General features: G+C 66.9%; 20 protein-coding genes. 8 read left to right on the forward strand and 12 right to left on the reverse strand.

Annotation, left to right across the window (positions count from 1 at the left end; all coding sequences use genetic code 11):
* The first annotated feature begins 19 nt into the window (after positions 1-19).
* Positions 20-994 carry a DUF6607 family protein gene (locus CQ039_RS14540; RefSeq protein ID WP_105561848.1) on the forward strand — a complete coding sequence of 325 codons (975 nt, stop codon included), beginning with the start codon at positions 20-22 and terminating at the stop codon, positions 992-994.
* A 256-nt stretch (positions 995-1,250) separates the two neighbouring features.
* Here the strand turns inward: CQ039_RS14540 and CQ039_RS14545 are convergent, their stop codons facing one another.
* The 5 genes from CQ039_RS14545 to petA form a co-directional block, all read right to left on the reverse strand.
* Positions 1,251-2,861, reverse strand: a complete 1,611-nt coding sequence (locus CQ039_RS14545) for a M28 family peptidase (protein ID WP_105561849.1) — start codon at positions 2,859-2,861, stop codon at positions 1,251-1,253.
* Positions 2,862-2,973: 112 nt separating this feature from the next.
* Positions 2,974-4,614, reverse strand: a complete 1,641-nt coding sequence (locus CQ039_RS14550) for a M28 family metallopeptidase (protein WP_105561850.1) — start codon at positions 4,612-4,614, stop codon at positions 2,974-2,976.
* Between the two features lie 144 nt (positions 4,615-4,758).
* Entirely contained in the window at positions 4,759-5,634 is an 876-nt protein-coding gene (locus tag CQ039_RS14555) for a cytochrome c1 (protein ID WP_105561851.1), read from the reverse strand.
* Positions 5,635-5,639: 5 nt separating this feature from the next.
* Positions 5,640-6,938 carry a cytochrome b N-terminal domain-containing protein gene (locus CQ039_RS14560; protein ID WP_105561852.1) on the reverse strand — a complete coding sequence of 433 codons (1,299 nt, stop codon included), beginning with the start codon at positions 6,936-6,938 and terminating at the stop codon, positions 5,640-5,642.
* A gap of 17 nt (positions 6,939-6,955) precedes the next feature.
* A complete protein-coding gene (petA, locus tag CQ039_RS14565; RefSeq protein WP_105561853.1) occupies positions 6,956-7,516 on the reverse strand; it encodes a ubiquinol-cytochrome c reductase iron-sulfur subunit in 561 nt (186 codons plus the stop codon).
* 195 nt (positions 7,517-7,711) lie between these two features.
* On the opposite strand from petA, the gene CQ039_RS14570 reads away from it, so the two are divergent.
* Positions 7,712-8,167, forward strand: coding sequence for a tRNA (cytidine(34)-2'-O)-methyltransferase (locus tag CQ039_RS14570; RefSeq protein WP_105561854.1), 456 nt, complete (start codon positions 7,712-7,714; stop codon positions 8,165-8,167).
* 165 nt (positions 8,168-8,332) lie between these two features.
* Here the strand turns inward: CQ039_RS14570 and CQ039_RS14575 are convergent, their stop codons facing one another.
* Positions 8,333-9,610: a dipeptidase gene (locus tag CQ039_RS14575; protein WP_105561855.1), complete on the reverse strand. Its 1,278-nt coding sequence runs from the start codon at positions 9,608-9,610 to the stop codon at positions 8,333-8,335.
* Positions 9,611-9,788: 178 nt separating this feature from the next.
* Between CQ039_RS14575 and hemF the strand changes: the two genes are divergently transcribed.
* Complete coding sequence (gene hemF / locus CQ039_RS14580; RefSeq protein ID WP_105561992.1) at positions 9,789-10,643, forward strand: oxygen-dependent coproporphyrinogen oxidase; 855 nt, start codon at positions 9,789-9,791, stop codon at positions 10,641-10,643.
* Between the two features lie 7 nt (positions 10,644-10,650).
* On the opposite strand, the gene CQ039_RS14585 is transcribed toward hemF, so the two are convergent.
* Together CQ039_RS14585 and CQ039_RS14590 are read right to left on the reverse strand one after the other, a co-directional pair.
* Positions 10,651-13,152, reverse strand: coding sequence for an ATP-binding protein (locus CQ039_RS14585; protein WP_105561856.1), 2,502 nt, complete (start codon positions 13,150-13,152; stop codon positions 10,651-10,653).
* An 82-nt stretch (positions 13,153-13,234) separates the two neighbouring features.
* Complete coding sequence (locus CQ039_RS14590) at positions 13,235-13,966, reverse strand: type 1 glutamine amidotransferase (RefSeq protein WP_105561993.1); 732 nt, start codon at positions 13,964-13,966, stop codon at positions 13,235-13,237.
* A gap of 83 nt (positions 13,967-14,049) precedes the next feature.
* Here CQ039_RS14590 and CQ039_RS14595 point away from each other — a divergent pair, with 83 nt between their 5' ends.
* A complete protein-coding gene (locus CQ039_RS14595) occupies positions 14,050-14,367 on the forward strand; it encodes an antibiotic biosynthesis monooxygenase (protein ID WP_105561857.1) in 318 nt (105 codons plus the stop codon).
* Here CQ039_RS14595 and rlmJ read toward each other — a convergent pair.
* Positions 14,364-15,185: a 23S rRNA (adenine(2030)-N(6))-methyltransferase RlmJ gene (gene rlmJ / locus CQ039_RS14600; protein WP_105561858.1), complete on the reverse strand. Its 822-nt coding sequence runs from the start codon at positions 15,183-15,185 to the stop codon at positions 14,364-14,366. The genes CQ039_RS14595 and rlmJ overlap by 4 nt on opposite strands.
* A gap of 93 nt (positions 15,186-15,278) precedes the next feature.
* On the opposite strand from rlmJ, the gene CQ039_RS14605 reads away from it, so the two are divergent.
* Positions 15,279-16,292: a DNA topoisomerase IB gene (locus CQ039_RS14605; RefSeq protein ID WP_105561859.1), complete on the forward strand. Its 1,014-nt coding sequence runs from the start codon at positions 15,279-15,281 to the stop codon at positions 16,290-16,292.
* Between the two features lie 92 nt (positions 16,293-16,384).
* Here CQ039_RS14605 and tdh read toward each other — a convergent pair whose 3' ends face one another.
* The gene (tdh, locus tag CQ039_RS14610; protein ID WP_199183669.1) at positions 16,385-17,419 is read right to left on the reverse strand and encodes an L-threonine 3-dehydrogenase; all 1,035 of its coding nucleotides are present in this window, start codon (positions 17,417-17,419) and stop codon (positions 16,385-16,387) included.
* A 226-nt stretch (positions 17,420-17,645) separates the two neighbouring features.
* Between tdh and xrtH the strand changes: the two genes are divergently transcribed.
* Both xrtH and CQ039_RS14620 read left to right on the forward strand, forming a co-directional pair.
* Positions 17,646-18,188 (forward strand): exosortase H, encoded by a 543-nt coding sequence (gene xrtH, locus CQ039_RS14615; RefSeq protein WP_105561861.1) that lies wholly within the window; start codon positions 17,646-17,648, stop codon positions 18,186-18,188.
* Positions 18,188-18,838 carry an exosortase H-associated membrane protein gene (locus CQ039_RS14620; protein ID WP_105561862.1) on the forward strand — a complete coding sequence of 217 codons (651 nt, stop codon included), beginning with the start codon at positions 18,188-18,190 and terminating at the stop codon, positions 18,836-18,838. Before xrtH ends, CQ039_RS14620 begins: the two co-directional genes overlap by 1 nt.
* A 25-nt stretch (positions 18,839-18,863) precedes the next feature.
* On the opposite strand, the gene CQ039_RS14625 is transcribed toward CQ039_RS14620, so the two are convergent.
* Positions 18,864-20,066: a glycine C-acetyltransferase gene (locus CQ039_RS14625; RefSeq protein WP_105561863.1), complete on the reverse strand. Its 1,203-nt coding sequence runs from the start codon at positions 20,064-20,066 to the stop codon at positions 18,864-18,866.
* Between the two features lie 45 nt (positions 20,067-20,111).
* Positions 20,112-20,969, reverse strand: a complete 858-nt coding sequence (locus CQ039_RS14630; RefSeq protein ID WP_105561864.1) for a DUF4232 domain-containing protein — start codon at positions 20,967-20,969, stop codon at positions 20,112-20,114.
* 130 nt (positions 20,970-21,099) lie between these two features.
* Between CQ039_RS14630 and CQ039_RS14635 the strand changes: the two genes are divergently transcribed.
* Entirely contained in the window at positions 21,100-23,169 is a 2,070-nt protein-coding gene (locus tag CQ039_RS14635; RefSeq protein ID WP_105561865.1) for a TonB-dependent receptor domain-containing protein, read from the forward strand.
* Positions 23,170-23,185: the final 16 nt, after the last annotated feature.

The following is a 23,185-nucleotide window of genomic DNA, read 5'->3' on the forward strand; positions in this document are numbered from 1 at the left end:
TCTCATTACGGAAAAACCCATGCGCGCCATTCTCATCGCCGCGGCCCTGCTGGCCAGCGCGGTTCCAACGGCCAGCGCCCTGGCGCAGACGGCGCCCGCCGCGAACGCCGCGACGCCCGCCAGCCCGTTTGAACGCGATCGCCAATCGATCCTGGCCCAGGCCGGCCAGTTCCGCGTCCACTTCGACATGCGCGAAAACGTCAGCTTCAACGCCGACTACGATCCGATGGAGGGCAAGCTGTCGGGGGGCAGCGAGATCGTGCGCGTCGTCTATGACAAGGGCGACCGCATCAGCCTGCAGCACATCCTGGTCATGGAACACGAAGGCCAGGCCATCGTCGTCAAGCACTGGCGCCAGGACTGGGTCTATCAGCCGCAAACCGTCCTGACCTACGCCGGCCCGAACCAGTGGACCCTGTCGCCGGTATCGGCCGATCAGGGCGCGGGCGCCTGGTCGCAGACGGTGTGGCAGACGGACGACTCGCCCCGCTACGGCGGCGTCGGTCGCTGGACCTACGTCAACGGCCTGAGCGTATGGACCTCCGACCCGACCTGGCGTCCGCTGGCGCGGCGCGACGCGGTGCTGAACCCCGTCTATGACCGCTATCTGGGCACGAATCGCCACGCGCTGACGCCCGCCGGCTGGGTCCACATCCAGGACAATGTGAAGATGAACGGCCGCGCCGGCGGCGAGCCCGTCGCCATCGTTCAGGAAGACGTGGTCAACACCTACGACCGCTCGACCAGCTACTCGCCCAAGGCCGGGGACGACTACTGGGCGGCCACGCAGACCTACTGGGCCGCCGTCCGCGACGCCTGGGACGCCGTCATCGCCCGCGACGGCGGCGTGCATGTCGAGGAAGAGGCCCAAACCGGCGTCGTCACCGGCACGCCGCTGATGGACCTGGCCGAAAAGATCCAGGACGGCGAGATCACGACCGAAGCCGCCATCGTCCAGGCCCGCGCCACCATCGACGCCGCCACCAAACGCTGACGCCTGCCCTCCCCGGTGCGTCAGAAAAAAGGCCCTCCGCCCGGCAAAGGGCGGAGGGCCTTTCACTTGCGGTTGTACCGCCACGTCAACGCGCTCAGACCGCGTCGGTGAAGCCTACGACCAATCCGTCGATAACACCGGCAGTGAACTCACCCAGAATCCGAACTCCAACCATCACGGCCATGATCGCAATCCATGTGCGGAAGGGTTTCAGCCTGGCTTGAGCCGTCAGTTCCTGCAGCCGTCGGCGCTTCATTTACTTGCGCGCCACATCACTAGCCGCCCGCACCTGACCGAACTCCGAGGTCGGCTTCCAGGTCGGCCATGCGTCGCTGTTGGCCAGTTCCAGGCCCAGGCGATACAGCAGGGTCAGGTTCTCGACCGCCGAACGCAGGTCCCAGTCGGCGGACCATTCGTCGCTGGGACGGTGATAGTCGGCGCCGAACTTGGCCTTCCACGCCGCCAGACCGGCTTCACGTCCGCCGTCGACCCAGTCCACGCCGTGCCAGGGCATCAGGGCCGGAACCCCAGCGCGGGCGAAGGGGAAGTGGTCGGAACGATAGTAGAAGCCCTGCTCCGGCTGACCGTCGTCGGAGACATAGCGGCCTTCCTTGGCGGCCAGGGCCTGAAGATCATCTTCCAGGCTGTTCTGGCCCTTGCCGAAGATCGGCACGTCGCGGGTCGGTCCCGACAGGGGCAGCATGTCGATGTTGATGTCGGCGACCGTGGTTTCCAGCGGATAAACCGGATCGGCGGCATAGGCGTAGGCCCCCAGCAGGCCCATTTCCTCAGCCGCCATGTGGGCGAAGACGATGGTGCGGTCGGGCGCGGGCGCGGCCTTCAGCTGACGCGCCATTTCGACCACGCCGACAGTGCCAGAGGCGTTGTCCCAGGCGCCGTTGAAAATCTTGTCGTCGCCTCCCGCATGGTCATTGACCCCGACGTGGTCCCAGTGGGCCGAATAGATGATGGTCTCGTTCGGGCGCTTTGTTCCCGGAATCCGAGCCAGCAGATTGTGCGTGCGCAGGGTGTCGATGGTTTCAGCCGTCTCGACCGACAGGGTCACGTTTGGCACGACGAAGGCGCGGAAGTCGCCCGTGCCGATACGCGAGGCCAGATCGGCCACGTCCAGCCCCAGGGCCTTGGCCGTGTCCGCATTGATCGCCCCTGAAAACTCCAGGTCCGCCGCGCCCGGCGTCAGGGTGCGGGTACGGGTGTTGCCCTGGGCCATGCGGGTCCAGCCGGCGTCTGCCGCAGCCGCCTTGGACACCGTGATGACGCCCAGCGCGCCCCGGCGCTTGGCCTCGTCCGCCTTGTAGGCGCCGGACTGGTAGTTGGTCGCGTAGGGCCCGTTGAACAGGTCGCCGTCCGGCTCGCCGCCGACCACCAAAACGATCTTGCCCGTCACGTCCAGGCTGCCGTAGTCGTCCCAGCCGCGCTCCGGCGCATGGATGCCATAGCCGACGAAGACCAGATCCGCATTGGTGATCGTCACCCTGCCGTCGTTGCTGACCGCCCGCAGGGCGATGTCGGTTCCCGGCGTCAGATCATGGACCTGACCGTCCGCGCTGGTCCAACTGGCCCGGGTGGCGTCGGCGACGGGCGTATAGCGCTTCAGGTCGATCACCTGCAGCCACTGGCCGTTCGGGCCGCCTGGCTCCAGGCCCATGGCTTCGTACTGAGCCTGCAGCCAGTCCAGGGTCTTCTTCTCGCCCTCGGTGCCAGGATAACGGCCCTGGAAGTCGTCAGCGCTAATGGTGCGGATCTCGTCCGACAGGCGCTGGGCCGAGAAGTCCTGAGCGGCCGCCGCACCAGCGGCGAACAGAAGGGCCGTGGCGGCGACGCCGCTGATGAACCGACGATGCATGGAAGCTCCTTCGCCCTCCCCACGGGGCGTTCGCGCAAAGTAATAGGGCGGCCTCGCAAGAAGCCGCCCCTTACATTTTTGTCATGTTCCGCGACAGCGGGTCAGCGACGACCTATTTGCGCTGGGCGTCGCTGACCGTGCGGGCCGGGCCGAACTCCGAACCCGGCTTCCACTGGGGCCAGTCGCGGCTGTTCGCCAACGCCTGACCGGCGTCGAAGACCACCTCGAGGTCCTGGATCATGCCACGATAGTCCCAGTTCGGCTCCCACTCGTCGGCTGCCTGGTGATAGCGATTGGCGCGATACTCGGCAGCGGCGGCCACGCGCGGCGCGATCGGCTCATCCACGAAATCCCCGGTCGAGGACAGATAGCCCATCGGCACGCCCCGCTTGGCCAGGGGGAAGTGATCCGAACGGAAGTAGATGCCCGCGCCAGCGCCCGCGTCGCCCTCGAAACCGCGCCCCTGCGCCGCCGCCAGGGCGATGACGCGCTCGTCCAGCTCGGACTGGCCGTAACCGGTCACGCCCAGCTTGCTCATCCGCCCCAGAACGCTGGTCGCATCCAGGTTGAAGCCCGCCACCGTTGTTTCCAGCAGATACAGCGGATTGGCGGCATAGAACTCCGATCCCAACAGACCGCTTTCCTCGCCGGTGAAGCTGATCATGACGATGGTGCGCTCGGGCTTGGGCCCCTTCGACCACTGACGCGCCAGTTCCAGCAGACCCGCCGTGCCCGAGGCGTTGTCCACCGCGCCGTTGAAGATGCGGTCCCCGTTGGCGTCCGGCTCGCCCATGCCGATGTGATCCCAGTGCCCGGTATAGAGGATGGTCTCGTCCGGGTGGGTAGAGCCCTCCAGCTTGGCCAGAACGTTGTGGGTGGTGATCTGGTCGGTCTTCACGTCGAACTTGGCGTCGATGGTCGCGCCGGCCAGTTCGACCGGCTGGAAGTCGCGGCTGCGAGCCTTGATCTTCTCCTGCTCGAAATCGAGGCCAGCGTGACGGAACAGGTCAACCGCCACATCGCGCTGAATCCAGGCCTCCATCGGCACGCGTTCGGCCGACGGGTTGGCGCGCACGATGTCGAACTGCGGCACAGACCAGGAGTTGGCCACCGTGGTCCAGCCATAGGAGGCCGGGCGCGTCTCGTGGACGATCAGCACGCCGGCCGCGCCCTGACGCGCCGCCTCTTCGTACTTGTAGGTCCAGCGACCGTAATAGGTCATCGCCTCGCCGCCAAAGGTGTTCAGCGCGGGCTCCTCAAAGTCGGCGTCGTTGACCAGAACCACGATGACCTTGCCGCGCACGTCAGTCTTGAAGTCGTTCCACTGGCGCTCGGGCGCGCTGGTGCCATAGCCCACGAAGACCAGGGGCTTGCCGCGCAGGTCGACGCCGTCGCTGGGCAGACGGGTGGTGATGGTGGCCTGCTGGCCCTGGGCCAGGGGCTGTGTCCAGTCGCCGACCTTGATCTGACCGCTGACGTTGGAGACGGTGAAGCGGTTCAGGCCGACCGCCTGGGTCCAGCCGCCGTTCTCGCCGCCGGGGGCGAAGCCCGCCGCCGCATATTGCTGGCTCAGGTAGTCGATGACCTTCTGCTCGGCCGGCGTGGCGATGCCGCGCCCCTCGAAGCTGTCGTCGGACAGGACCTTGATGTCGTTGGAGATGCGCGCGGCATCGAAAGCGGCCTCTTGGGCGGCGGCGCCCGACGCAAGAGAAGCGGCGAACAACAGGACGGCGGCGGACGACATCAAACGCATGGAACAAGCCCCTCAACCAATAAAGAGCCCGGACCCTAGAGGGCGAAATCCCCCATGTCGATGCAGGCCGCCACGGCGTCAGGCACGAAAAAACCCGCCGGATCGCTCCGGCGGGTCGTCTCGTTCCGATCTGACGGCGAAGCCCTAGTGGGCGACGCCCTTCCAGATGCGACGGTAGCTGGCGTAGGTGATCCCTGCGAACAGCAGCAGGAAGATGATCACGCCAAAGCCCATCTGCTTGCGCTCGGTCGCCTTGGGCTCGGAAGTCCAGGCGATGAAGGCGGCGACGTCCTTGGCCATCTGGTCGACGGTGGCCTCGGTGCCGTCATCATAGGTCACCTGACCGGCGCGCAGCGGCGCGGGCATGGCGATGAAGCCGCCCGGAGGCACGTGGCCCTCGCCTTCCCAGAATGGGGTCAGATCGCCCGCCATATAGGGGTTGTAGTGCTGGGCCGAGGTCATCTTCAGACCCGCCGGCGGCGTGCCGTAGCCCGACAGCAGCGAGTAGATGTAGTTGGCGCCATCGTGACGAGCCTTGGCCATGACCGAAAGGTCCGGCGGGGCCGCGCCGCCGTTTGCGGCAGCTGCCGCCGTGGCGTTCGGATAGGGCGACGGGAACTTGTCGGCGGTGGTGGCGTCGCGCATCAGCGCTTCACCCGTCTCGCTGTCGATGTCCGGGACCTGAACTTCCTTGGCCAGGGCCTTCACGACGGGGTTGTCGTTCGGGTTCGGGTATTCCGGGTTCCAGAACGGCCCGTGCTTGTCGCCCAGGTTGCGGAAGTGCATCAGCTCCATGCCGTGGCAGGAGGCGCAGACTTCCTTGTAGACCTTGTAGCCGCGCTGCAGCTGGCCCTGGTCATAGGTGCCGAACGGCCCCTCAAAGCTGAAGCCGCCGCTGCGCGGATGCTTGGCGCCCCCAGCGGCCAGCGCCGGAGCGGCAGTGGCGGCCAGGCCCAGAGCGGCCGTCAGAACGACCAAGGTCTTGCGGAAGGACACGGTTTTCTTCTCGTTGGAAATCATCGCGCTCAGCCCTTCTGCTCGGCGTCGCCCGACAGGACCGGCTCGGAAATCGTCGCCGGAACCGGCAGCGGCTTCTCGCGCAGGCCGAGGAACGGCATCAGCACCAGGAAGAAGATGAAGTAGTAGGCCGTGAACAGACGCGTCAGCCACAGGTAGGAGTTCAACTGGCCGTCGATCAGGTTGAAGCTCGGCATGCCCGGAACGACCGGGGCGTCCGGCAACTGACCACCGCACCAGCCGAGGCCGAAGCACACGAACAGGAAGATGATGAAGCAGGTGCGCATCGTCGGGCGGTAGCGCATCGAGCGCACCTTGGACGTGTCCAGCCAGGGCAGGACGAACAGCACGCCGATGGCGCCGAACATGGCCACCACGCCGCCGAACTTGTCGGGGATGGCGCGCAGAATGGCGTAGAAGGGCAGCATGTACCACTCGGGCACGATGTGCGCCGGGGTCTGCAGCGGGTTGGCCGGGATGTAGTTGTCGGCGTGACCCAGGGCGTTCGGCTGATAGAAGACGAAGACCGAGAACAGGATCAGGAAGAGGATGATCGCAAAGCCGTCCTTGACCGTGAAGTACGGGTGGAAGGGCAGCATGTCCTTCTTCTGGCGGTCCTTCGGGATCAGGATGCCAACCGGGTTGTTCTGACCGGCGGCATGCAGGGCCCAGAGGTGCAGCACCACGCAGCCGGCGATGACGAACGGCAGCAGGTAGTGCAGCGAGAAGAAGCGGTTCAGCGTGGCGTTGTCGATCGCCGGGCCGCCGCGCAGCCAGATCAGGATCGGCTCGCCAACGACCGGAATGGCGCCGATCAGGTTGGTGATGACCTCAGCGCCCCAGAAGGACATCTGGCCCCAGGGCAGGACGTAGCCCAGGAAGGCGGTGGCGATCATCAGGAAGAAGATGACGCAGCCGACGATCCAGATCATTTCACGCGGCGCCTTGTAGGAGCCGTAGTAGAGGCCGCGCAGCATGTGCAGGTAGACGGCGATGAAGAACATCGACGCGCCGTTGGCGTGCACGTAGCGGATCAGCCAGCCGCCGTTGACGTCGCGCATGATGCGCTCGACCGAGGCGAAGGCCAGGGCCGTGTTCGGCGTGTAGTGCATGGCCAGAACGATGCCGGTGATGATCTGCGTCATCAGGCACAGGGCCAGGATGCCGCCGAAGGTCCACCAGTAGTTCAGGTTACGGGGGGTCGGCAGGTTGGCGTAGTCCATGCCGAAGCGAATGATCGGCAGGCGCGTGTCCATCCACCGCTCAATCGCGGTTTTAGGGACGTAGGTGGATTCGTGATCGCTCATGGGTCCTCTGTCCGTCCTCAGCCGATCTTCACGCGGGTGTCGGACATGTATTCGTAGTTCGGCACCACCAGGTTCAGCGGGGCCGGTCCCTTACGAATACGGCCCGAGGCGTCGTAGTGCGAACCGTGGCAGGGGCAGAACCAGCCGCCGAAATCGCCCGTGCCGAAGGTCGGCACGCAACCCAGATGGGTGCAGGAACCGATGACGACGAGATACTTCTCGTGGCCGGGCTTGGTGCGCTCGGCGTCCGTCTGCGGCTGCTTCAGGTCCGAGGCATGGTCGTCGGCGATGACGCGCTTCAGCTCGGCCGGGGTGCGATAGCGCACGAAGACCGGCTTGCCCTGCCACTTGATGACGACCTGCTGACCTTCCTGAACCTTGGTCAGATCGAATTCGATCGACGCCAGGGCCAGGGTGTCCGCGGCGGGGTTCATCTGGTTGATCAGCGGCCAAGCCACCATCACGCCAGCACCGACCGCGGCGGCGCCGGCGGCGATGTGGATGAAATCGCGGCGGGTGGCGTCGCCGCCCCCGTGTTGGCCCTCGGGCCCTTCAGCATTCACGACCGATTCGGCCACGCTCTCACCTCTGCACTCCCGATCGCCCGCCCCGGAAGGGGGATGGTCGTCGGCATGGATCGTCCCTGCGAGACGGCAGAAGATGCCTGCGGCCCTTGTTTTACCGCATTCGACGCAAGTTGCTGACACAACTTGCGAAACGGTCGCAACAAATACCGCGACAAGACCCCGCCCCGCGCGTATGACGGCCTTAGAATGCGTCTCGCCCTTTTTCAACCTGACATCCCGCAGAATGTGGGCGCCTGCATCCGCCAGAGCGCCTGTTTCGGCGTCGAATTGCACGTCATCGAGCCCACCGGCTTCCGTTTCGACGACCGCGCCATGAAACGCGCGGCGCTGGATTACGGCCCGCTCAGCCACATGACCCGCCACGCCGACTGGGATGCCTTCCAGCGTGACCGTGCGCCCGGGCGGCTGGTCCTGTTCACCACCAAGGGCGCCACGCCCCTGCCCGAATTCGAATTCCGGCCCGACGATGTCCTGCTGTTCGGCAAGGAAAGCGCCGGCGCGCCCGACTACGTCCACGCCGCCGCCGACGCCCGCGTCTTCATCCCCATCCGCCCCGAGACGCGGTCGCTGAATCTGTCCGTCAGCGCCGGGATCGCTCTGTGGGAAGGGCTGAGGCAGTTGGGCGAACTGCCGAGGCGCTAACTTTCTCCCTCCCCTTCATGGGGAGGGTGGCTGAGCCCACAGGGCGAAGTCGGGTGGGGGGGCGTCTTGGCAAGTCAAGCGCACCCTGCATCACCTCGCCCTCCCCACCCGGTCTCAGCTTCGCTTCGACCACCCTCCCCATGAAGGGGAGGGAGAATTTATACCCTACTCCGGCGCGCCGTCGTTCGGCAGTTGCGCCAGGTTGGGGCGCTGGCCGCGTTCGGCCGTCGCGGCGCGTTCGACCGCACGCATGGTGCGCAACAGGTTCTCGCCCGAGATCTTGCGGATGTCGGCCTCGGACCAGCCGCGACGCATCAACTCGGCCAGGATGCGCGGATAGGCCTCCACGCTCTCGACGCCTTCCGGCAGGCTGTCGACGCCGTCGAAGTCGCCGCCCAGCCCAACATGGTCGATGCCCGCCACGTCGCGAACATGCTGGATATGGGCCACCACGTCGTCCAGCGTGGCCTTCGGCGCGGGGTTGGCGGCATTGAAGGCCTCCATGCCCGCCTTGACCGCCTCGGGATCGCCGGGGTTCAGGGCCGATAGTCGCGTCATCTCCGCGCCACGCGCGGCGCCCGAGGCGCGCACCGCCTCGCTGATGAAGCCCGGCACGAAGGTCACCATGACGATGCCGCCGTTGGCCGGCATCAGCCGCAGCACGGCGTCGGGCACGTTGCGCGGATGCCCCGTCACCGCCCGCGCGGACGAGTGCGAGAAGATGACCGGGGCGGTCGAAACGCGGATAGCGTCGGTCATCGTCTCTTCCGAGACGTGGCTCAGGTCCACCATCATGCCGATGCGGTTCATCTCCTTGACCACCTGCTCGCCAAACGGCGACAGGCCGCCCCACTTGGGCGCGTCGGTGGCGCTGTCGGCCCAGGTCGTGGTCTTGGAGTGGGTCAGGGTCATGTAACGCGCGCCGGAGTCATAAAACTCGCGCAGCAGGCCCAGGGAATCGTCGATGGAATAGCCGCCCTCCATGCCGATCAGGCTGGCGATGCGGCCCGCCTTGTGGATGCGGCTGATGTCGTCGGCGGTGGTCGCGATCTCGAACACCGAGGGATAGGCGGCGGCGATGCGCTTGACCGTGTCGATCTGCTCGAAGGTGGCCTTGGCCGCCTCTACCGGCTCCAGGCTGGCAGGGACATAGACCGACCAGAACTGGGCCCCGACGCCGCCCGCGCGCAGGCGCGGAATATCGGTATGAAGACGCGTTGTGGCCGACAGATTGGTTGCCAGATCAACGCGATAGGGGTCGTTTCCGAACGCCTGACGCAAGGCCCAGGGCAGGTCGTTGTGACCGTCGATCAGCGGCGTGCGACGCAGGATCTGCATCACCCGCTCCTGCCCCGCCGTGTCAGCGCCCGCTTGAGATTGGGCCAGGGCAGGTCCCGCCAGAACGGCGAGCGAAACGGCGGCGAGCAAGGCGGTGCGGATCATGGTGTCCCCTCAAGACTGTTGCGGCCACGCTGGCACAGGCGAGGCGGCATGGGAACCGGGTCTGATCTGGATCAAGGCCCGCTTTCGCCGCCGAGCGCATGAAGCGCGCATCCCGCCCTGTTCACAAAGGCCGCCCGTCATGGTTGAAGCCCTGATGATCCAAGACACCCCCACCCTGATGGTCGAGCATCGCGAGCGCGCCCGCGTCTGGTTCGAGACCCTGCGCGATCAGATCCACGCCGGGTTCGAGGCCCTGGAAGACGCCGCCCCTACCGACCTCTTCCCCGGCGAAGCGGGCCGCTTCGTGCGCACGCCCTGGGACCGCAAGGAAGGCGGCGGCGGCGTCATGGGCATGATGCACGGGCGTCTGTTCGAAAAGGTCGGCGTCCACTGCTCGACCGTCCACGGAACCTTCCCCGCCGACTATGCCAAAAACGTCCCCGGCGCCGAGGAAGACCCGCGCTTCTTCGCCACCGGCATCAGCCTGATCTGCCACCCGGTCAGCCCGCGCGTGCCCGCCGTGCACATGAACACCCGCCTGATCTCGACCACCAAGACCTGGTTCGGCGGCGGCGGCGACCTGACGCCGGTGCTGGACGCAGATCGCCGTCAGGACCACCCCGACACCATTGCCTTCCACGCCGCCATGCAGGGCGTCTGCGACGCCTATGACCCCGCCTGGCACGCCAAATACAAGCAGTGGTGCGACGAGTATTTCTTCCTGCCCCACCGCAACGAGCCGCGCGGCACCGGCGGCATCTTCTACGACCACCACGACAGCGGCGACTGGGAACGAGACTTCGCCTTCACCCAGGACGTCGGCAAGGCCTTCCTCGACGTCTATTCGAAAATCGTCGCCGGTCGCATGACCGAGGCCTGGACGCCCGAGGAACGCGAGGAACAACTGATCCGCCGCGGCCGCTACGTCGAGTTCAACCTGCTCTACGATCGCGGCACCATGTTCGGGTTGAAGACCGGCGGCAACGTCGAGTCGATCCTCAGTTCCATGCCCCCCGTGGTGAAGTGGCCCTGACGCGGCCTTAGGCGACCTCGACGCGGGCCCTGTCGGCCATCGCCCGCCCGATCCCGTCGAACAGGGCCGCCAGGGTCAGCGGCTTGGTCAGATGGCCGTCCGCGCCCGCCGCCCGCCCGGCCTCGACATGTTCGGCCATGGCGTTGGCGGTCAGCATCAGGATCGGCGTCCGGGCGCGGCCCGCCTGCGCCTCGAAGGCGCGGATGGCGGCGGTAGCGGTCAGACCGTCCATCACCGGCATCTGCATGTCCATCAGCACCAGGTCGAAGGCCTCGCGCTTGAACAGGTCCAGGGCCTGAGCCCCGTCCTCGACCGCGACCAGTTCCATCGCCGTCGCGCCCAGCATGATCTCGACCACCTTGCGATTGGCCGGATGATCGTCGGCCAGCAGGACCCGCAACGGCTGCTCGCGCACGTCGCCGACCGGCTGAACCGTCTCGGCGGTCTCGACGGCAGCCTCGGCTGACGGCAGGGGAATCTCGAACCAGAAGCGCGATCCCTGCCCCGGCATGCTGTCGCACTCCAGCCAACCGCCCATCAGTCCGACCAGCTCGCGTGAGATGGCCAGGCCCAGGCCGGTGCCGCCGAAGCGGCGTGTGATCGAGCCGTCCGCCTGCTGGAAGCGGCCGAAGATGCGGGCCTTCTGCTCCTCGTCGAAGCCGACCCCGGTGTCGGCCACGACGAAGCGGACGTCGCCCTCCTCGCCCGGCGCCACCGTCAGGCTGACCTCGCCTTCCGTCGTGAATTTCAGCGCATTGCTGACCAGATTGGTCAGAACCTGGCGCACCCGCACGGCGTCGCCTTCGACCAGGCGGTCGAAGCTCGGATCGACATGGGCCACGACCGCCACGCCCTTGGCTTCGGCCGGAATGCGCCACAGGGCCGCCACGTCCTGCACCGCCCGCCCCAGATGGAAGGGCGCCGTCTCGATCGTGACCTGACCGGATTCGATGCGGGCGCTGTCCAGAATGTCGGACAGCAGACGCTCCAGGGTGGCGCCGGACGAGCGAATGACCTCGACCATCTCATGCTCGTCAAGATTCAGGTCGCGCTGGCCCAGGGCGTCGGCCATGGCCACCACCCCGTTCAGGGGCGTGCGGATTTCATGGCTCATATTGGCCAGGAACTCGCTCTTGGCGCGGCTGGCTTCCTCGGCGCGACGACGGGCGCGGCGCAGTTCTCCCGCCTGGCGCCACTGCCACAGCAGGGTCAACAAGGCCGACAGCATGAAGACCACGCCAATGCCGACGATCCAGTTCTGCCAACGGATGACGGTGCGTTGCAGCTCGGTATTGGCGCGCGCGGTCTCCAGTTGCTGACGCCGGCGATCCAGCTGTTCCTGGATATCGCCAGTAACCTGGCGGATGCCGGCGCTGAACCGCTGGGCGCTCTGAATGTCGCGGTCGCGCTGATAGGTGCGCAGAACTTCATAGGCTTCGGTCGACCGTCCCGATGCAAACAGAACCTCGGCCTCAGCCAGGGCGACGCGGGTGTCCACCCCGCCTTCACGATTGAAGGTCCGCAGACGATCCATATCCCTCCGCGCGCCGTCCACATCGCCGGTTCGCGCCCGCGCCACAGCCCGCACCGGCAGGCTGTCGAGCAGGACATAGGTTCCCTCGGTCAGGTCCTCGCCATAGGGCGCCAGACAGGCCAGGACCTCCAGCGGTTCATCCCTGGCGTTCGCCACCTGGGCGCACAGGCCCGCGTCATAGACCAGCAGATTGGGCAGACCGGTCCGCAGGCTCAGTCGACGATGCGCGGCATAGTATTCCTGCGCCTTGGTCAGATCGCCGACCTGGATCGCCATCTTGGCCAGATTATACAGGCTGTCGAAGTCCGGGCGCGGATAGGTCGGGTCGGCGTAGTCGATCTCGAACCGCCGAAAGGCGATGGTGGCGCCCACCACGTCGTTCAGCTTCATCAGCCCCATGCCCGTCATCTCCCACAGCCCGGCATGGGCGGTGGCGGCGTAGGGGTCGCTGTCGGGGATGTCGGTCTCGGCCTGATTGAGCAGCTTCAGGCCCTCGCCGACGCGATCCTCGTCAATGAGGTTCAAGGCGGTCAGGCGGGCGGCGTGGGCGCGCACGAACCAGTCGACGCCATTCGTCGCCATGCGGCTCATCTCCGCCTCGACGCTGTGATCGCCGAGATCATAGCGGGCCGTCAGCGCGTTCAGGCGGGCGATCTGGATGTAACGCTGATCGCGTTGCACGCGGGCCTTCTCTTCCAGTCGCTGGTTCCAGAAGGCCGCGCGCTCGAACTCGCCCTGGTTCTGCGTCGTCCACACGACATGATAGAGGCGGTTCAAGCCCTCCCGATCGTGACGCTTGTAAGCCGCCTCGCCGAAGGCCTCCAACTCGGCGAAGCTGGTCCCGCCCGCGCGCACCTCCACTGCCCGCAGCAAATCGTCTCCGGGTGCGGCCGTCTGCGCCAGAGCCGGGGTCTGAGCCAGGCTAGGCGACAGCAGGATGGCGATCGCGAGGACCGCAGCTTTGATTGGCGACATATCACTTCCAGACTGACGCCTCAGAATGGCACGCCAGAAGTTGCCCAAGGTTTAGCGTTCGGGGAACGCACGCACCTCGCGATCAGATACCGCTGCCGTCCGCCTCGACTGGCGGCGGGGTCAGCAGCAGATAGGCGCGTATCCAGGCCGTCAGCACGGCACGGTCATTGGCGCCTTCCAGGCTCAGCAGGGCCTCGTCCGCCAGGTCATGCGGGATGCGATGCCCGCGCCGCCCCTCGATCAGCGCCGCGGCATAGGCAGGCTGGAACTCGGGGTGGCACTGGAAGCTGACGGCGTCCTCGCCCCAGGCTAGACCGGCGTAGGGCGTGAACTCGCACGCGGCGATGACCCGCGTGTCCGGGGCGACCGCCACCACCTGGTCCTGATGCGACACAGGAATGGCGATGGAGGGCGCGCGCGGATGCATCCACGGCTCATGGCTGACCACGTCATAGCGATGCAGACCGACGCCCCAACCCTTGGGCGACTTCTCGACCTTGCCGCCGAAGGCATGGGCGATGACCTGATGCCCGAAGCAGATACCCAGCAGCCGCGTCTTGCCCCGCGCCGCGCGCAACCAGTCGACCAGTGGCGCGATCCAGGGCAGGTCGTCATAGACCCCCGCCGCCGAGCCGGTGACGATGACGCCGGTATAGATGGACGGATCTTCCGGCAGATGCCCCGACTGCACATCGAAACGCGTCGTCGGCACGTTCTCGCCCAGCAGATAGCGGAACCGCGCCGGATAATCATCGAAAGCGTCCCGCAGATGCTCGGGCGGGTGGCCGGTTTCCAGAATGGCGATACGGGTCATTTCGGCGTTTTCCGGCGGGGAGAAGGAAGCGTCTGTCTCTGGATTGGGGTAGAAGTCGGGCGATTGCAACGAGGCCGCCCTTCATGACCGCCGACGCGACCGCCGATTCCCCCGTCGTCCTGATCAATATCTTCAAGTGCGACACGCGCCGTCAGGATGAATTGATCGAGCATCTGACCGCCCTGGCCCAGGTGCAGCGCGCCCTGCCCGGCTTCGTCTCAGCCACCCTGCATCGCGGCCTGAACGGGCGCGTCGTGGCCAATCACGCCGTTTGGGGCAGCGCCACCGACTGGAAGGTCATGACCCGCCACCCCGCGGTGGTGGCGGCAATGGAGCCCATCCTGGCCCTCGCCACCTTCGAGCCTCACCTCTACCAACCCGGCGAGGTCGTGGAGGCTTAACCGGCCCGCCAGACCTCGGCCCGCGCCCCCGCCTCGCCCAGGGTCTCCGCCACCCAGCCGCAGATCTCGGCGGCGGCGGCTTCCGCGCCCGAGGGCGGGTTAATCACCGTCATGGTGCAGCCGTTCATCTTCATCGGATTGTTCAGCGGCCGCAGACGCGCCTCGGCCACCAGCACCCGACCGACCCTGGCCTCCTCCAACCGGCGGATGAAACCGTCAAAAGTCTCCATGTCCTTCAAGGGTGTCCAGACGGCCACCGTCGCCGTGCGGTCGTGGCGCAGGATGGCGGCGGCGGTTTCGGCCGAGCGCACATAGTCGTCGGGCCGCTCGAACGGCGGGTCGATCAGGACCAGCGGCCCCTTGGTGGCCTTGGCCGCCTTCAGCGCCTCGACATAGCCGTCGCCCTGATGCCCCACGGCGGCAGGCCAGTCGGCCAGGGCCTCGGCCAGCATTTCCTGAACCGGCGGATGGAACTCGAAGCCGACATAGCGGTCCTCGCCCTTCAGCGCCCGCGCGATCAGCAGCGGCGATCCCGGATAGAAGCGCGACCCGCCGTCGGGATTCAGAGCCGCGACTTCCGCCGCCAGGGCCTCGATCAGCGGCGGCCGGTCCTCGGCGGTCATCAGCCGTGCCACGCCCGCCTCTGCTTCCCGCGACCGCGCTGCGTCCCCCGACAGGTCATAGAGGCCCGCCCCCGCGTGAGTGTCGATGACAGTGACAGGCCCCTTCGCCTGCTGCTCCTTCAACAGCCACAGGACCAGGGCGTGCTTGACCAGGTCGGCGAAGTTTCCGGCGTGAAAGCTGTGGCGATAGTTCATCCCGCTCCGTCACCCGCCCCGCCCTCGCGGTCAAGTCGAATAGCGGAACCCGCGAGCCGGCCGCGTCGTTGCGCCAAGCCGAGGACAGCCCTGATGACCGCCCACCCGCCCCACGACGAGCCTGCGCCCCTGGGCCTGAGTTGGTGCGATGACGCCGGCCCCGGCCTGAGCCGCCGCCGCGCGGGCTCGGGCTTCACCTATCGCGATCAAGCCAATCAGATCCGTGACGCAAGGACGCTCAGCCGCATCCTCGCCCTGGCCATCCCGCCCGCGTGGACCGAAGTCTGGATCTGCCCCCGCGCCGATGGCCACGTCCAGGCGACAGGCCGCGACGCGCGCGGGCGCAAGCAGTACCGCTATCACCCGGACTGGACCCGCTACGCCGCCAGTCACAAGTTCGACCGGCTGTCCGACTTCGCGCGCAAACTTCCGAAGCTGCGCCAGCGGGTAGAGCATGATCTGGCCCGACGCGGGCCGTGCCGGGACAAGGTGCTGGCCACCGCCGCACGCCTGCTGGAAATCACCCTGATCCGCGTCGGCAACGCCGAATACGCCCGCCAGAATCGCAGTTTTGGCCTGACCACCCTGCACAAGCGGCATCTGGAGGTGGACGGCGCGGCCCTGACCTTCGAGTTTCGCGGCAAGAGCGGCCAGGACCACCGGGTGAGCGTTCGCGACCAGAGGCTGGCGCGGGCCATGCGCACGCTGGAGGGCCTGCCTGGCCAGCACCTGTTCAAATACCGCGATGCGGCGGGCGACCTGCATCCCGTCACCTCGGACGACGTCAACGCCTATATCCGCGACGCCATGGGCGAGCAGTTCTCGGCCAAGGATTTCCGCACCTGGGCCGGGACGGCTTCCGCCGCCCGGGCCCTGCGCGACATGGAACCGCCGACCTCGCCCACGGACGCGCGGCGCAAGATCACGGCCTGCATCAAGGCGGTGTCCGGCCTGCTGGGCAATACGCCCACAGTCTGCCGCGCCGCCTATGTCCACCCGCGCGTGCTGGCGACATTCGCGGACGGCGACCTGGCCGACGCCTTGCCCGGCGCTGAGACCAAGGGATTTGATCAGGCACTGATCCGGCTTCTGTCATCCGCACAATAGAGCTGTGCGTCGACTGTCCAGAGAGACCGCGAGTATGAAAAAGCCCCCCGACCTGTGATCAGGGGGCCTTCATTTCGCATGTCAGGAACGGATCAGTCGGCCCAGTTCAGGACGACCTTGCCCGACTGGCCGGACTTCATGGCCTCGAAGCCCTGCTGGAAGTCCTGATAGGGCATCTGATGGGTGATCAGCGGCGTCAGGTCCAGACCGGCCTTCAGAAGGCCCAGCATCTTGCGCCAGGTGGTGAACATCTCGCGGCCATAAACGCCCTTGATGGTCAGGGCCTTCAGGATGATCGTGCCCCAGTCCGTCTCCATCGGCTTGGACGGGATGCCCAGCAGGGCCATGCCGCCGCCCATGATCAGGGTGTCGACGCACTGCTTGAAGGCGATGGGCGAACCCGACATCTCCAGCGCCACATCGAAGCCGACCTTGAGGCCCAACTCGTGCATGACGTCGCGCAGGTCTTCCTTGGTGGTGTTCACCGTGCGCACACCCGGCGCAACCTTCTGCGCAAGTTCCAGGCGGAAGTCATTGATATCGGTCAGAACCACGGTGCGGGCGCCCGCGTGACGCGCCACGGCGGCGGCCATCATGCCAATGGGACCGGCGCCGGTGACCAGCACGTCCTCGCCCAGCAGGTCGAACTGCTGCGCCGTGTGCACGGCGTTGCCGAACGGGTCCAGGATCGAACCGATCTCATAGGGCACGTCGTCGGGCAGTTCGATGACGTTGAAGGCCGGAGCCACAACGTATTCGGCGAAGGCGCCCTGACGGTTCACGCCGATGCCGCGCGTGTCCGGGTCCAGGTGGAAGTGACCGGCGCGGGCCGCTTCGGAGTTCAGGTCGATGACGTGACCCTCGGCCGAGACGCGCTGGCCGACCTTGAGGCGGCGATCCACGTCCTTGCCGATGGCGACGATCTCGCCGGCGAACTCGTGGCCGGTGATCATCGGCACGGGCACGTTCTTTTGGGACCACTCGTCCCAGTTCCAGATGTGGATGTCGGTGCCGCAGACGGCGGTGCGGTGCACCTTGATCAGCACGTCCTCGTCGCCCGCGACGGGGATGGGGGCGTCGATCAGTTCCAGCCCCTCGGCCGGTTTGGTCTTGGCCAGGGCCTTCATGGTGTCGGTCATGGTGGGTGCTCCCGTTACTTAGATGCAGCCGCTAGGCCGCCTTGGCCGGGATCGCAAGCGGTCCCGGTGAAAACTTCCGTCAGTTCGGCCTGCCAATCCGTCGCATAACACTGAGACGGATAGACCTGTGCGGGAAACCGTGAATCAGCTAGCGACAAGGTTTCCAGACGCTGGCCTTGCCCGGCGACGCCGATAGTGGACGTTTCGCCAGCCCATGCCGCGCTTCTTCAAATCCCCCGCTGTCCAGTATCTGGGTCTTTTCGCCCTGCTGGCCATCACCCTGTTCAGCGTCTTGGCCACGCCCTGGGCCGAGCGGCTATTCGTCCAGCCCTTCACCCAACTGCTGGTCGACATCTGCGCCCTAGTGCTGAAGCCGTTCGACAGCCGGGTTCTGGCCCAGGGCGACATCCTGCGCTTTGCCGACGGGCATGGCGCGGTTCAGGTGCTGGCCGGCTGCAACGCAGTCGAGGTCTGCGCCCTGTTGATCGCCGCCATCCTGGCCTTTCCCGGCCGGCTGCGCGACGGCCTGATCGGCGCCGCGGTCGGCGTGATCGCCCTGCAACTGGTCAACCTGCTACGGATCATCAGCCTGCTGTATCTGTCGCGCGGGTCTGAATCGATGTTCGAATTCTTCCATCACTATGTCTGGGACGCGATGATCGGGCTGGAGGGCCTGCTGGTCTTCTTCTTCTGGACCCGCTGGCAGAGCCGCCAACCCGGCAAGATCTCCAAGCCCCTCGCCGAGGACGCCGCCTGATGGCCGCCTGGTTCAAAACCCTCGGCGCCAAGACGCCGGAAGAGGCCGCCCGCCGCCGCTTTGGCCTGTGGTCGCTGGGGATGTTTATTCTGCTGCTGCCGCCCTGGTGGCTGTGGGGCGCGGATCTGGCGGCGATGGGTCTGCGGCCGCTGGCCGGACTGGTGTTCCGGCTGTTCGGCCTGACGGGCGAGGTCGGCGTGTCCGCCGATGGGGGCTGGAGCGTTGGCACCCACCTGACCAGCGGCGGCGTTCCCGCGACCTATGAGGTGACGCAGTCGGCGTTGCGGCGGCTGCTGCTGGGCTTCCCGCTCGCCCTTGCCTTCCTGACCGCGCCGCCGCGCACGCCTCGACCGATCAGAGCGGCAGTCGTCTCGCTCGTTTCCCTGACCCTGCTGTTCGCCCTGTCAGTGACGTCGCTGATCTGGGGCGATCTGGCCGCGCAGTTGAACCCCGCCCTGGCCCCGCCGAGCTCAGGCGTGCGGCAGGCGCTGGATCAGCCGCCTCTGCCCGCTCTTGTGGCGCAGATCGCCATCATCGGCCGCTATATCGGCATGTCGGTGGCGCCGCTGATCGCCGCCGTCCTGCTGTGGGCTGCGCTCAACCCCGCAGGCCGGTCGGTCATCATGGATGACGATAGCCTGAAGGACTGAGGCCTGCCCGGCGACAGGTTGAGGGTCAGATGACCCCCAGTTCCTTGCCCGCCTGCGTAAAGGCGGCGACGGCGGCGTCGATCTGCTCGAACGTGTGCGCCGCCGACATCTGGGTGCGGATGCGGGCCTGACCGCGCGGCACCACCGGGAAGCTGAAGCCAATGACATAGACGCCCAGTTCCAGCATCCGCGCCGCCATGTCCTGCGCCAGCTTGGCGTCCCCCAGCATGACGGGGATGATGGGGTGCTCGCCCGGCTGCAGGGTGAAGCCCGCCGCAGTCATGGCCGAGCGGAAGCGCGCGGCGTTGGCGAACAGCTGGGCGCGCAGGGCGTCGCCCTCTTCGCCAGCGGCGATGCGGATGGCCTCCAGTGACGAACCGCAGACGGCCGGCGCCAGGGCGTTGGAGAAGAGATAGGGCCGCGCGCGCTGCTTCAGCAGGGCCACGACATTGGCCTTGGCGCAGATGAAGCCGCCCATGGCGCCGCCCAGGGCCTTGCCGAAGGTGCCGGTGACGAAGTCCACCTCGACCTCGTTCCAAGCGTAGGAGCCGCGCCCCTTCTCGCCCAGGAAGCCGGTGGCGTGGCAGTCGTCGACCATGATCAGGGCGCCGTACTGGTCAGCCAGGGCGCGGATGTCCTTCAGCTTGGCGATGTAGCCGTCCATCGAGAAGGCGCCGTCGGTGGCGATGATGATCTCGCGCGCGCCGTCGGCCCGGGCCTGCTTCAGCTGGGCCTCCAGGTCGGCCATGTCCGAGGTCGCAAAGCGGTAACGCTTGGCCTTGCACAGACGCACGCCGTCGATGATCGAGGCGTGGTTCAGGCTGTCCGAGACGATGGCGTCCTCAGCCCCGAACAAGGGCTCGAAGATGCCGCCGTTGGCGTCAAAGGCGGCGGCGAACAGGATGGTGTCTTCAAAGCCGAGGTAGTCGGCGATGGCGCGTTCCAGTTCCTTGTGGATTTCCAGCGTGCCGCAGATGAAGCGGACCGAGGCCGTGCCTGCGCCCCACTTCTGCATCGCCTTGATGCCTGCCTGGGTGACGCGCTCGTCGCCGGCCAGGCCCAGATAGTTGTTGGCGCAGAAGTTCAGGACGTCGCGGCCGTTCACCGAGATCACCGGCCCCTGACGCGAGGCGATGACGCGCTCGGGCTTGGTCAGGCCCTGGGCGTCGATGTCGGTCAGTTCGGCGGAGATGCGGTCGTAGAAGGCCGTATTGGTGATCTGGGTCATGATTTCTCCGCTACGCTGAATTCCGGTCCGTTTGAACCCCCGATCTCAGGTCGCCGGGGCAGGACCAGCCGAGGCCTCGGCCACCGGTCGGAACGGGCTGACACGAACCTGCCGACCGCACGGCATCAGGGCCAGCGGCAAGCTAACCATGGCCGTGTCGCCGGGCGCCGTCAGACGCAGGGTCTTGGCCTCGGGGCAGGTCTTTTCGCCCTCGGCTTCATGCGGCACGACATTCCAAGCCAGATCGAAGAAGGCCTTGGCCTGGGGAGCCAGTGAAACCGGCGTCGGCGTCATCCCCTTGGCGAAATAACTGCCCGGCTCTTGCACAGACCTGACCATGCCCAGGACGCCGCCGCTTGCATCGACCAGGCTCACGCCTGGATAGCCGCCCAGGCTGCAGGTCCGCGCCCCGGTGTTCTGCAATGCCAGAATTGTGACGCGGTTGCCCATGCCCGCATCGCCGCCCTCGACCGACAGCTTCAGGTCCGATCCCGTGCAGGGGCCAACCGGCGCCGGGGCCAGGGCCGCAACCGGGCGGCTGCAGCGCTCGATCACCGCCCCGCCTGTCTGATCGTTCGGCCCCAGACGGCTCAAGGTTCCGCTTTCTTGCCCGTTGCGGCTGGCGGTCCACCATTCCAGACCCTGCCCGGCATACCGCGCACCGCTGGCCGAGACCGCGCTGGTCAGGACGTAGTCGCGCCCGTCGTAGGACACCCGCGCCGTCTCCGTGTCGGGATAGGTCACGGCGATAGTCTTGCCGCTCTCGCAGGCATAGCCGACGGCGGCTGCGGTCTGGGCCGTCGGCGCTTCCACCGGCGAGGTCGGCGCAGGCGGCGTCTCCTGCGAACAGGCGGCCACGGTCAGGCCAAGGCAGGACAGAAGCGCAACGGCGGAACGAGTCATGAGCGTCTCTCTGGGTGAGTCCGATCCCAACGCTACACCCGCCCAAAGGCTCCGCTTGCAAAGAAATCGAGCGGAGCAGTTGCGTAATGATATACTATAACATATCAAGCTTCCCGACATTGTAACGGGGATGCGTGCCTTGCGACTTCAAACCTTCCTGCTGACCGCCGCCGGGGCCGCCGCCCTTTCCACCACCGCCTTCGCCGCCGACGAGGTCATCCAGACGCAGGACGATCCGACCGAGATCGCCGACGTCGTGGTGCGCGCCCTGCCCCTGGGCCGGGCCGGCGACGATGTGGGATCGCACGTCGCCTTGCTGAGCGGCGACGAACTGGTCCACCGCCGCCAGTCGACCCTGGGCGACACCCTCAGCGGCATTCCTGGCGTCAACTCCGACACCTTCGGCGGCGGCGCCAGCCGCCCGGTGGTGCGCGGTCAAGCCGCCCCGCGCGTCAAGGTGCTGAGCGAAGGCGCGGGTCTGATGGACGCGTCAGAGGTCTCGCCCGACCACGCCATTTCGGGCGAGCCCCTGCTGTTGGAGGGCATCGAGATCCTGCGTGGCCCGGCGGCCCTGCTCTACGGCGGCGGAGCCATCGGCGGCGCGGTCAACCTGCTGGACAAGAAGATCCCCACCCGCGTCCCGGCCAACGGCGGCGAAGGCGTGGCCGAATACCGTCGCGGCTCGGTCGATAACGAAGAGGCTGGCGTGGTCGGCATGACGGTCGGCGCCGGAAACTTCGCCGTCCGCATCGAGGCGGCTGCGCGCAAGGCCGACGACTACAAGGTCCCCGACTGGAACGAGCCGCGCCTGGACGGCTCGTACAATGAGACCTCGACGGCGACGCTGGGCGCCTCATACATCGGTTCGCGCGGCTATCTGGGCGCGGCCTATACCGAACAGACCAGCCGCTATGGCCTGGCCGGCCACACCCATGAATACGAGGGCTGCCACCCGCACGGCGACCACCTGCACTGCGGCGGTCACGACGATCATGACCATGGCGGCCATGATCACGAGGAGGGCGAGGAACACGATCACGACCACGGCGTGCCGGAAGTCCGGCTGAAGAGCCGCCGCTTCGATCTGCGCGGCGAGCTGCGCGATCCCCTGCCCGGCATCGAGAATGTGCGTTTGCGCGCCGGCTACACCGACTATCAGCATCAGGAACTGGAAGAAGGCGTCGTCTCGACCACCTTCACCAACGAGGGCTACGACGGCCGCATCGAGGCCCAGCACCGTCAGATCGCCGGCTTCAAGGGCGTGATCGGCCTGCAACTGAGCAAGAGCGACTTCGCCGCCGTCGGCGAAGAAAGCTTCCTCGCCCCCAGCACGACCAAGAACACCGGCCTGTTCGTGATGGAGGAGTACGAACTGGGCGACTGGCATTTCGAGGGCGCCCTGCGTCAAGAATGGCAGGAGGCCTCGGCCCTGGGCCTGGCCGACACCGAGCACAAACCCTTCTCGATCTCGGGCTCTGCGGTCTGGCACTTCATGCCGGGCTGGTCGGGCGCCGTCTCGCTGTCGCGCTCGCAGCGTGCGCCCTCGGCGCAGGAGATGTATGCCGACGGCGTCCACTTGGCGACCAACACCTATGAGATGGGCGACAGCGGTCTGGACGTCGAAACCGCCAATGCGCTGGAACTGACCCTGCGCAGGACGGCGGGTTCCACCACCGCCTCGGTCAGCGCCTATCACTACATCTACGACGACTACATCTTCGCCCGCACCCTGGATCAGTTCGAGGACTTCCGCCTGATCCAGTACAGCCAGGCCGACGCGACCTTCACCGGCCTGGAAGGCGAGGTGCGCCAGCAGTTGACGCCCTGGCTGTCGGCCACGGTGTTCGGCGACTATGTGCGCGGCGAGCTGAAGGGCGACGGCGGCAACCTGCCCCGCATCCCTGCCGCCCGCGTCGGCGTCCGCGCCGAAGCCTTCGCCGGACCGTGGTCGGGCGACATCGAATACAGCCGCACCTTCAAGCAGAACGACATCGCCGCCTTCGAAAGCGAGACGCCGGGCTACAACATGGTCAACGCCACCGTGGCCTATGACGTCGATCTGGCAGGCGTGAAGTCGCAGGTCTTCCTGCGCGGGACCAACCTGCTGGACGAGCTGGCGCTGAACCACGCCTCCTTCCTGGCGGAAACTGCGCCGCAGCGGGGGCGCAACCTCGTCGTGGGCGTGCGCGCCCGCTTCTGATTTCGCCAGATATGAA

Source organism: Brevundimonas sp. MYb52, assembly GCF_002979535.1.
Lineage (GTDB): Bacteria > Pseudomonadota > Alphaproteobacteria > Caulobacterales > Caulobacteraceae > Brevundimonas.

What these genes read in the sequence shown, in the direction of transcription:
- CQ039_RS14605 (WP_105561859.1), top strand. Translation starts at nt 15,279, where the DNA reads ATGACCGCCCACCCGCCCCACGACGAGCCTGCGCCCCTGGGCCTGAGT.
- CQ039_RS14555 (WP_105561851.1), bottom strand. Translation starts at nt 5,634, where the DNA reads ATGATTTCCAACGAGAAGAAAACCGTGTCCTTCCGCAAGACCTTGGTC.
- CQ039_RS14630 (WP_105561864.1), bottom strand. Translation starts at nt 20,969, where the DNA reads ATGACTCGTTCCGCCGTTGCGCTTCTGTCCTGCCTTGGCCTGACCGTG.
- CQ039_RS14635 (WP_105561865.1), top strand. Translation starts at nt 21,100, where the DNA reads ATGCGTGCCTTGCGACTTCAAACCTTCCTGCTGACCGCCGCCGGGGCC.
- CQ039_RS14575 (WP_105561855.1), bottom strand. Translation starts at nt 9,610, where the DNA reads ATGATCCGCACCGCCTTGCTCGCCGCCGTTTCGCTCGCCGTTCTGGCG.
- CQ039_RS14595 (WP_105561857.1), top strand. Translation starts at nt 14,050, where the DNA reads ATGACCGCCGACGCGACCGCCGATTCCCCCGTCGTCCTGATCAATATC.
- hemF (WP_105561992.1), top strand. Translation starts at nt 9,789, where the DNA reads ATGGTCGAGCATCGCGAGCGCGCCCGCGTCTGGTTCGAGACCCTGCGC.
- CQ039_RS14570 (WP_105561854.1), top strand. Translation starts at nt 7,712, where the DNA reads ATGCGTCTCGCCCTTTTTCAACCTGACATCCCGCAGAATGTGGGCGCC.
- xrtH (WP_105561861.1), top strand. Translation starts at nt 17,646, where the DNA reads ATGCCGCGCTTCTTCAAATCCCCCGCTGTCCAGTATCTGGGTCTTTTC.
- CQ039_RS14620 (WP_105561862.1), top strand. Translation starts at nt 18,188, where the DNA reads ATGGCCGCCTGGTTCAAAACCCTCGGCGCCAAGACGCCGGAAGAGGCC.
- CQ039_RS14540 (WP_105561848.1), top strand. Translation starts at nt 20, where the DNA reads ATGCGCGCCATTCTCATCGCCGCGGCCCTGCTGGCCAGCGCGGTTCCA.
- CQ039_RS14625 (WP_105561863.1), bottom strand. Translation starts at nt 20,066, where the DNA reads ATGACCCAGATCACCAATACGGCCTTCTACGACCGCATCTCCGCCGAA.
- CQ039_RS14560 (WP_105561852.1), bottom strand. Translation starts at nt 6,938, where the DNA reads ATGAGCGATCACGAATCCACCTACGTCCCTAAAACCGCGATTGAGCGG.
- CQ039_RS14545 (WP_105561849.1), bottom strand. Translation starts at nt 2,861, where the DNA reads ATGCATCGTCGGTTCATCAGCGGCGTCGCCGCCACGGCCCTTCTGTTC.
- tdh (WP_199183669.1), bottom strand. Translation starts at nt 17,419, where the DNA reads ATGAAGGCCCTGGCCAAGACCAAACCGGCCGAGGGGCTGGAACTGATC.
- CQ039_RS14550 (WP_105561850.1), bottom strand. Translation starts at nt 4,614, where the DNA reads ATGCGTTTGATGTCGTCCGCCGCCGTCCTGTTGTTCGCCGCTTCTCTT.
- CQ039_RS14590 (WP_105561993.1), bottom strand. Translation starts at nt 13,966, where the DNA reads ATGACCCGTATCGCCATTCTGGAAACCGGCCACCCGCCCGAGCATCTG.
- CQ039_RS14585 (WP_105561856.1), bottom strand. Translation starts at nt 13,152, where the DNA reads ATGTCGCCAATCAAAGCTGCGGTCCTCGCGATCGCCATCCTGCTGTCG.
- rlmJ (WP_105561858.1), bottom strand. Translation starts at nt 15,185, where the DNA reads ATGAACTATCGCCACAGCTTTCACGCCGGAAACTTCGCCGACCTGGTC.